This is a genomic window from Mesorhizobium alhagi CCNWXJ12-2 (assembly GCF_000236565.1).
Classification (GTDB): Bacteria; Pseudomonadota; Alphaproteobacteria; order Rhizobiales; family Rhizobiaceae; genus Allomesorhizobium; species Allomesorhizobium alhagi.
In genome coordinates, this window is sequence record NZ_AHAM01000239.1 from 1 (window position 1) to 7,906 (window position 7,906).

7 protein-coding genes and 1 pseudogene are annotated in these 7,906 nt (G+C 63.8%); 7 read left to right on the plus strand and 1 reads right to left on the minus strand.

Going from position 1 to position 7,906, the window contains the following annotated elements; genetic code table 11:
• Positions 1 to 238 (plus strand): annotated as a pseudogene (locus MAXJ12_RS25745) (IS5/IS1182 family transposase); the annotation flags it as partial.
• Between the two features lie 264 nt (positions 239 to 502).
• On the opposite strand, the gene MAXJ12_RS25750 reads toward MAXJ12_RS25745, so the two are convergent.
• Positions 503 to 1,150 (minus strand): TetR/AcrR family transcriptional regulator, encoded by a 648-nt coding sequence (locus tag MAXJ12_RS25750; protein WP_008839012.1) that lies wholly within the window; start codon positions 1,148 to 1,150, stop codon positions 503 to 505.
• Between the two features lie 226 nt (positions 1,151 to 1,376).
• Between MAXJ12_RS25750 and MAXJ12_RS25755 the strand changes: the two genes are divergently transcribed.
• From MAXJ12_RS25755 to MAXJ12_RS25780, 6 genes are all read left to right on the plus strand, one after another.
• Entirely contained in the window at positions 1,377 to 2,225 is an 849-nt protein-coding gene (locus tag MAXJ12_RS25755; protein WP_008839013.1) for a uracil-DNA glycosylase family protein, read from the plus strand.
• A 4-nt stretch (positions 2,226 to 2,229) separates the two neighbouring features.
• Positions 2,230 to 3,864, plus strand: a complete 1,635-nt coding sequence (locus MAXJ12_RS25760; RefSeq protein ID WP_008839014.1) for a GMC family oxidoreductase — start codon at positions 2,230 to 2,232, stop codon at positions 3,862 to 3,864.
• Positions 3,861 to 4,181: an NIPSNAP family protein gene (locus MAXJ12_RS25765; protein ID WP_008839015.1), complete on the plus strand. Its 321-nt coding sequence runs from the start codon at positions 3,861 to 3,863 to the stop codon at positions 4,179 to 4,181. Before MAXJ12_RS25760 ends, MAXJ12_RS25765 begins: the two co-directional genes overlap by 4 nt.
• A 144-nt stretch (positions 4,182 to 4,325) precedes the next feature.
• A complete protein-coding gene (locus MAXJ12_RS25770) occupies positions 4,326 to 5,366 on the plus strand; it encodes a BMP family ABC transporter substrate-binding protein (protein WP_244421603.1) in 1,041 nt (346 codons plus the stop codon).
• Between the two features lie 34 nt (positions 5,367 to 5,400).
• A complete protein-coding gene (locus MAXJ12_RS25775) occupies positions 5,401 to 6,960 on the plus strand; it encodes an ABC transporter ATP-binding protein (RefSeq protein WP_008839017.1) in 1,560 nt (519 codons plus the stop codon).
• On the plus strand, positions 6,957 to 7,906 hold a 950-nt coding region (locus tag MAXJ12_RS25780), incomplete at its 3' end, for an ABC transporter permease (protein ID WP_008839018.1). The genes MAXJ12_RS25775 and MAXJ12_RS25780, both read left to right, overlap by 4 nt.

Here is a 7,906-nt window from a genome sequence, read left to right on the forward strand (position 1 = left end):
TGGCTACCTGGCGATGGGTGGCCAGATCGTCGATGCCACCATCGTGGCGGCGCCGAAGCAGCGCAATTCCGATGCTGAAAAGGCCGACATCAAGGCGGGCAAGGTGCCGGAGGCATGGAAGAACAAACCAGCCAAACTGCGACAGAAGGACCGCGACGCGCGCTGGACGGTGAAGTTCTCGAAGGCCAAGGCCGATGAGGAGGGAAAGACGAAGCAGCGCGATATTGCCGTTAGAGCCTGACTGACAGTCAGTTTGCAATGTGTAGTATCTGGCGGGTTGCATCGCTGACGTTGTGCTACATTGAACCATCCAGGGCAGCGCGTGTTCGCCATTGAACGGGCCACCTTATGGCCGAAACGACAACTCGCGACCCCCTTCCGGAAGTTCGCTCGCCATCGGCCGAACTCACGACGATGACCAATACGGTCCTTCACACAGGTTAGGCTGAAGTCCCGAATGAAAGCAGAAAGCGGGCATTCGCTGCACGGGGCTACGGCGTATCTACGAAGCCGGAAGGCAGCCACTCAGAATGACCTTCACGATCGTCTTCTGAGCAGCCTCATAGTCAGTCAAAGAGAGTCTGCCCTTCTCCAGCGTCACGGCTGCGACTTCCGCAAAGTCCGCGTAGAATTGCGTCGTGGCCCACAACATGATGAAAAAGTGGTTCGGATCGATGGGCATTATCTTGCCGTCACGAACCCAGCCTTCGACCACACGAACCCGCTCGCGTGTGATCTCCTGCATGTGACGCCTCTGTGCACGCGACAGGAAGCCTCCGCCGCGCAGCATCTCGTTGGCGAAAAAGCGGGATTCGACCACATGCCTACGCGAATAATCAAGCTTGGCGGCGACATAGGCCGATAGAGCCTCCCTTGGATCGCGCTCGGCCGTAATGTGCTCGAGCGCCTTGTCCCAGCCCTGCAGGAGCCGTTCAATCAGCGTGGTGTAGATCGCCTCCTTCGTGGAGAAGTAATAATAGATATTGGCCTTGGGGAGCCCACACGCTTCAGCGATTTCGGCCGTGCGCGTGCCATCGAAGCCCTTGCGCGAAAACAGCTCTACCGCCGCCTTGAGTATTTTCGCCTCGTTGCGCGCCCGTATGCGTTCTTCCGGCGCCTTTCGCGACGGCGCCGATTTCGCACCCGCCATTATGACTGCCTCCTACAAATCCCTTTTCCGCCCGGGCCCGGCCGAAGCCGACTTACGGGCGGGCCGCCCCTGAGCGGGATACACGTTCGGCCGCCCGGTTCCAAGCGGCCGCCGGACGACAATAGAAAAATTGACGATTTGGTCAAGAAATTCGTTTTAGGAAGTTGACTTTCTGGTCAGGTTTTGACTTAACTGGCGCAAGAGATGTCGGGAGGCTTGGGAAGGAATGCCGGTCAGGCTGGTCGATGCGCTGGGGGAGATGCTGTCGGGCTGGCAGGACGATTTGCCGGAGTCGTGGCGGCTGGTCCTCGGTAATGTCCAGCTTGGCCTCGACGCCTGCGGTCCCGAACTCGAACTCGACCACTGGGAACCGATTTTCCCTGCCAGGCAGGGCCGCACCTTTCCCGGCGCGCCGAAGAACGCCCACATCTTCCGGGCTTTCGACGGTATCAAGCCGGACGAAGTGCGCTGCGTGATTTTGGGCCAGGATCCCTATCCCGCGCCGGATTTCGCAACCGGCAGGGCTTTTGAAGCCGGCAATGTCGCGGCATGGCGTGAACTCGACAAGATGTTTTCAAAGAGCGTGCGCGCCTTCCTCCAGCTCATCTGCGCGGCACGGACGGGAAATGCCGCCTATGCGCGATCTTTCGCCGACTGGCCAACTTTGCTTGCAGACATTGAGCGAGGTGCAGTGGATCTCGAGGCGCCGGAGCAGCTTGCCGGTCGCTGGGTCAAAGACGGGGTGCTGCTGCTCAACTCCTCCTTCACGCTGTCGCGGTTCGCCGTAGAAGTCGACCCGCATCAGTCATGCGGCCATCTGCCGGTCTGGCGGCCGCTGATCTTGAGGGTGCTCCAACATCTCGCGCGCAGCGGGCGGCCCATCGTTTTCCTTGGTTTCGGAGACGCCGCGGCCGAGAATCTCCGGCTTGCTGGCCTAGCCGAGCCGGACCCACCCTTGGCAACGATCCAACGCGCCCATCCGGCTGCGGCTGACGCGGTGCTGGCGCTCGAAAATCCTTTTCTCGCCTGCAATCGCTTCCTCCAGAGGATGGGCGCTCGGCCCGTCGCCTGGTGATGCGATGAGCCGGGCGGAAACCTTCGACTACATCATCATCGGCGCGGGCTCGGCGGGCTGCGTGCTCGCCAACCGTCTTTCCGCCGACCCGGCAGCGCGCGTGCTTCTGCTGGAGGCCGGCGGCAGGGGCCGCAACCCCCTCTTCCGGCTTCCGATGCTGATGGGCAAGCTGTTCCAGTCAGGCATTTACAACTGGCACTATCACACCGAGCCGGAGCCGCATCTGAATGGCCGCTCGCTCTACTGGCCGCGCGGTAAGACGCTCGGCGGCTCCTCGACCATCAACGGCATGATTTATGTGCGCGGCAACCGCCACGACTACGACCGCTGGGCGCAGCTCGGCCTCTCCGAATGGTCCTACGAAAAGGTCCTGCCGGCCTTCCGCCGCTCGGAGGGCCATATCGAGCGCAACGACGCCTTCCACAATGGCGAGGGCGAACTGACCGTTTGCCGGGCGCGAAGCAAGAGCATGCTGCATGATGTCTTCGTCGAGGCGGGCGCCGAGGCGGGGCATCCGCGCAACGACGATTTCAACGGGCCGGAACAGGAAGGCTTCGGCAAGTTCGACTTCACGATCAAGGACGGCAAGCGCTGGTCGACCTCCTTCGCTTTTCTCCGCCCCGTGCTGCACCGCAAGAACCTGACGGTCGAGATCGAGGCGCTGACGCAGCGCATCCTCCTCGAGAACGGCCGGGCCGTCGGCGTGGAGTTCTCACAGCGCGGGGAGGTGAGGACTGTGCGCGCCTCGCGTGAGGTGATCCTGTCTGCCGGCACGGTCAACTCGCCGCAATTGCTGATGCTGTCGGGCCTCGGGCCGGCAGACGAACTGCTCAGCCACGGCATCAATCCGGTTCATGATCTGCCGGGCGTCGGCAAAAACCTGCAGGATCATGTCGACTGCGTCATGGCGTGGGAATGCACCAAGCCGGTCACCCTCTTTGGCGATCTGCGCGCCGACCGGCTGATATGGTCCGTGGCGGAAGGCATGCTGTTCGGGCGGGGCGTCGCGACCACTTTCCCTTACGAAGCGGGCGCCTTCATGAAGTCGCGCGCAGAACTCGCAGCGCCCGACATCCAGCTCCATTTCATGCCTGCACTGGAGAAGACCGCAAACCTTCATGTCCCCAATCCCTTCAGGAAGCGGCAGGCGATCGAGGCCAATCACGGATTCACTCTGCGCGTGGGGCCGGTCAATCCCGAAAGCCGCGGCGAAATCACGTTGCGCTCGGCGGACCCGGCTGCGTCGCCGAAAATTGCGGCCAACTATCTGCAGTCCGATTTCGACCTTCGCACCATGATCGCGGGCATCCGCATGACGCGCGACGTGATCGCGCAAAAGGCTTTCGATCCCTATCGCGGCAAGGAACTTGCGCCCGGTCCAGACGTCGACAGCGAAGCTGACATGACCAAATGGCTGCGCGCCACGGCCATGACGACGTTTCATCCGGTTGGAACCTGCAAGATGGGCAACGATCCGATGGCCGTGGTCGACGCCAGGCTCAAGGTTCGCGGCATCGAGGGGCTTCGCGTCGCCGACGCCTCGATCATGCCGATCATCTCCAGCGGCAACACCAACGCGCCGGCGATCATGATCGCCGAAAAGGCGGCGGACTTCATTCTCGGGGAGGCGCCACGATGATCATCGAACACCGAACATATACCTTCCGGCCGGGGTCGGTCGACGGGTGGTTGAAGAAGTACGAGGCAGAAGGCCTGCCGATCCAGAAGCGGCACCTGAACCGCTTTCTCGGCCTGTATGTCAGCGAGATCGGACGTCTGCACACCACCGTGCTGATGTGGGGCTACGACAGCCTCGCAGACCGCGAAGCGCGGCGAACTGCGATGTACGCCGACCCCGAATGGCAGGCCTTCATCGCCGGCGTCTGGGCCCTCGACGCCATCCAGAGTCAGGATGTCATGATCATGAACCCGGCGCCGTTCTCTCCAGGTGCCTGAGTCGCAAGCGGGCGTGGAAAACGCCTCGGAATGGAGAGAGGAGCGGCGGTGTTTGGTGCGGCTGTAACCAGAAAGAACCGGAAATCGGCGACCCTAGAGCAAGGAACAGGACCAATGACCAATAGATTCAGAAATGAAACGACCATGCTGCGGACCCCCATCGACCGCCGCTTCCTCCTCAGATCCACGGTGGGCCTCGCGGCCTTCGGCGTGGCCGGCGGCCTGATGCTGTCTGCGGCGCGCGCCCAGACGGGACTCGTCGCTCTGGTGCATACGCAAGCGGCGGGCGATGCCGGCCCGGTTGATTCCATGATCGCCAGGCTGAAGCAGCTTGCCGAGGAGAAGGGCTTCGAATACCGCGCCATCTACGCGCAGGACCCTGCGACCTACGAAACCATCTTCCGAACGCTGGGCGACGCCGGCGCGGCGGTGATCGTGTCGACGTTCAACGAAGTCGCCGAACCCTTCAAGGCTGTGGCGCCAGCCTATCCCGATACCAAGTGGATCCAGCTCTTTGCCGATCCGTTCGAGCCGGCGATACCGAATGTCGTGACCGTCTCCTACGACTATTATCTCGGCTGCTACCTCTCCGGCATCTTTGCGGCCCGGGTCAGCAAGACCGGCAAGATAGGCTTCATTGGCGGCATCTCGATCCCGCCCATAAATGCCGACTTCAATGCCCTGAAAGCCGGCGCGCAGTCGGTGCGCCCGGACGCCACGGTGACGGCCGCTTTCGCCGGCTCTTTCCAGGACCCCGCCAAGGGCCAGGAGATCGCCGCACAGATGTTCTCGGACGGCATTGACTACATCCAGACCGATGCGGCCGCGACCGATTTCGGCATCATCGCCGCCGCCAATGAAGGTGAAGGCCGCATGGTCAGCGCGCTTGACCCGGCCCAGTTCCCGATCGGACCTAAGTCGCTGATCTCGATCGTCGGGCTCGATTTCGGCGCCTCCCTTTACAACGAGACAACGAAAGCGCTGGGAGGCGACTGGGCGGGAGGCAGCCACGTCTCGACGGGACTCGACACAGGCGTCATCGACTTCATCCTGTCGCCGCTGTTCCAGGAGCAGGGGAAGGCGGATGTCGTCGCCAAGGCCAAGGAGGCCTGGCCCGAGATCGAAAAGGCGAAAGCCGGCATCCTGGACGGCTCGATCAAGGTGCCGTTCAACACCGCTCTTTGAGCGTTCACCCAGACGCTGACTGGATGATGCCACAATGAGGGAAGGCGAAGGCTCGGTTTTCAGTTGCCGTGGCGTCACCGTGCGCTACGGCGATGTCGTGGCGCTCGCCGATGTCGGCGTTGCCTTCGAACGAGGCATGATCCACGCCGTCGTCGGTCAGAACGGTGCGGGAAAAACCACCTTCGCCCGCGTCGTCGCCGGTCTGGTCAGACCGGAGACCGGCGAACTCTCGATCGACGGGCGGGTGCTGTCGGGCGGCGACGTCAACGAGGCGCGGGGCGCTGGGGTGGAACTCGTTCACCAGAGCTTCGCGCTGCCGCCTTCCTTCACGGTGGCGGAAGCAATGCAGTTCGGCGCCAAGGGCGGCGGGCTCTATACGAAATCCATGCTCGAGAAACGCTGGCAGCCACATCTCGACGGGCTCGACGTCAAAGTCGCCGCCAAGCGGCGCATCCGCGACCTTCCGGTCGAGACCCAGCAGGGCGTGGAGATCGCGCGGGCGCTGGTCACCGACGCGAAACTGCTCATCCTCGACGAACCGACGGCGGTGCTGTCTCCCGAGGGCGCGCAGAAACTCTTCGAGCGGGTGAGACGGTTGAAGGCGCGGGGCGTCACCGTCATCCTGATCCTGCACAAGATCCGCGAGGTGCTGGCGGTCGCAGACACTGTCACCGTCTTACGCGGTGGACGGCTCGTCGAGGGACCTATCCCTTGCGAGGGGGTCGACGCTGGTAGACTCGCCGAACTCATCATCGGGCCGGCGGCACACAGTCTGGGCCACGAGGACAAGGCCGTACTAACGGGCGCAATGATTCCCACGCATTCGGGCGACGCTTCCGCGCCGGCTCGCGCAGCCCCGATCCTTGACATGAAGGGCGTCTCGACCCGGCCCGATCCCGAAGGGCCGCCGCTCGACGCCGTCAGCCTTGCCGTCCGGCCGGGAGAGATCGTCGGCGTGGCTGGTGTGGAGGGTAATGGCCAGCGCACGCTGGTGCGCGCCATTTCGTCGCTGATCCATGTAACTGACGGACGGATCGCGATCGAGGGCAGCGACGTGACGGCAGCCTCGCTTGGCCAACGTCGCGCCATGGGCCTGCGCGTCATCCCCTTCGAACGCAATGTCGAGGGACTGAGCCTGACCAGCCCCCTTTGGGAAAACTGGTCGGCCCGCGGACTGCTGCAGAAGCCGCTGCTGTCGGCGATCAGCCCTTCCGTCCTGCGCCGCCGCTGCGTTGCTGCGCTCGACGCCTGGGAAGTGCGCTATGCCGATGTCGGCCAGCGCGCCGGCTCTCTCTCTGGCGGCAATGCCCAAAAAGTCATCCTGTCGCGCGAGATGGATGAGGAAGCGCGCTTGATCATCGCTGCACAGCCAACGCGCGGCCTCGACATCGGTGCAACTGCCTTCGTGTGGGATGCGCTCCGCAAAGCCAGAGCGCGCGGCTGCGGGATTCTTTTCGTCTCCTCCGATCTCGACGAGATATTCGACATTTGCGACCGGGTCGTGGTCATGCTGTCGGGCCGCATCGTCGCCGAATTCCGGCCGCCCTTCGACATCGCAGCCATCGGGGCAGCCATGACCGGGGTGACGCGATGACCGACCGCATCGTGTCCGTGCTGCGCGCGATCGTATTCATCGGGATAGGACTGGCGCTTTGCGGCGTGATCTTCGAGATCGCTGGCTACTCCGCGCCGCTGATGTTCCGGTCAATTGCCGACGGCGCCTTTCTCAGGAATGGCGCGCTGGCGCACGCGCTGCGCTGGGGCCTGCCGCTCTTCATCACGGCCGTCGGTGTCGCCATCTCCTTCCGCGCCGGCTATTTCAACATAGGCGCGCAGGGCCAGTTCTACATCGGCGCGATCGCGGCCGCCTTCGTCGCCGAATGGCTGAACGGCTGGCCGGCCTTGATCGTCATCCCTGCCTGCTTCGTCGCCGGCATGACCGGCGGCGCGCTATGGGCGCTGTGGCCGGGCCTTCTGCGGCTGAAATCGGGTGCGGACGAGGTCATCACCACGCTTATGGGTAATTTCCTCGCCAGCCTCGTCCTGGTCTACGTCACCTCCGGCCCGCTGAAGGACCCGTCGGGCTCCGGTCAGCAAGCCTCCAGCCGCCCCCTCGACGCCGCCTACCGCATCAGCACTTCCTACGGCCTTTCGCCGACCATCATTGTCATCGCCGTGCTGGTCGGCGTGCTGATGTGGCTTCTCGTCAACCGCACCGCCTTCGGCGTGCTGGCCGGGCTCGCCGGGCGCAACCCGACCATGGTCGAGTGGCAGGGCGCGCGCATCTGGCGCATCGGGCTCGCCAGCTTCCTGATCAGTGGGGCGCTGGCCGGCCTCGCCGGCACCATCGAGCTGATGGGGCCAAATGGCCGGCTGGCTGGCGGCTTCCTGCCCGGTCACGGCTTCACCGCGATCCTGATCGCGCTGGTCGCCGGCCTGTCGGTGACCGGAACCGCCTTCGTGGCCCTGTTCTTCGGCGGGCTGGCCTCGGCAGCACTTTTCCTGCCGGTCATGGCCGGGCTGCCGGCGGCGGCGATCGA

Excerpts from the sequence above, each read along its gene's own strand:
- MAXJ12_RS25770 (WP_244421603.1), top strand. The coding sequence starts at position 4,326 with ATGCTGCGGACCCCCATCGACCGCCGCTTCCTCCTCAGATCCACGGTG.
- MAXJ12_RS25755 (WP_008839013.1), top strand. The coding sequence starts at position 1,377 with ATGCCGGTCAGGCTGGTCGATGCGCTGGGGGAGATGCTGTCGGGCTGG.
- MAXJ12_RS25750 (WP_008839012.1), bottom strand. The coding sequence starts at position 1,150 with ATGGCGGGTGCGAAATCGGCGCCGTCGCGAAAGGCGCCGGAAGAACGC.
- MAXJ12_RS25775 (WP_008839017.1), top strand. The coding sequence starts at position 5,401 with ATGAGGGAAGGCGAAGGCTCGGTTTTCAGTTGCCGTGGCGTCACCGTG.
- MAXJ12_RS25760 (WP_008839014.1), top strand. The coding sequence starts at position 2,230 with ATGAGCCGGGCGGAAACCTTCGACTACATCATCATCGGCGCGGGCTCG.
- MAXJ12_RS25765 (WP_008839015.1), top strand. The coding sequence starts at position 3,861 with ATGATCATCGAACACCGAACATATACCTTCCGGCCGGGGTCGGTCGAC.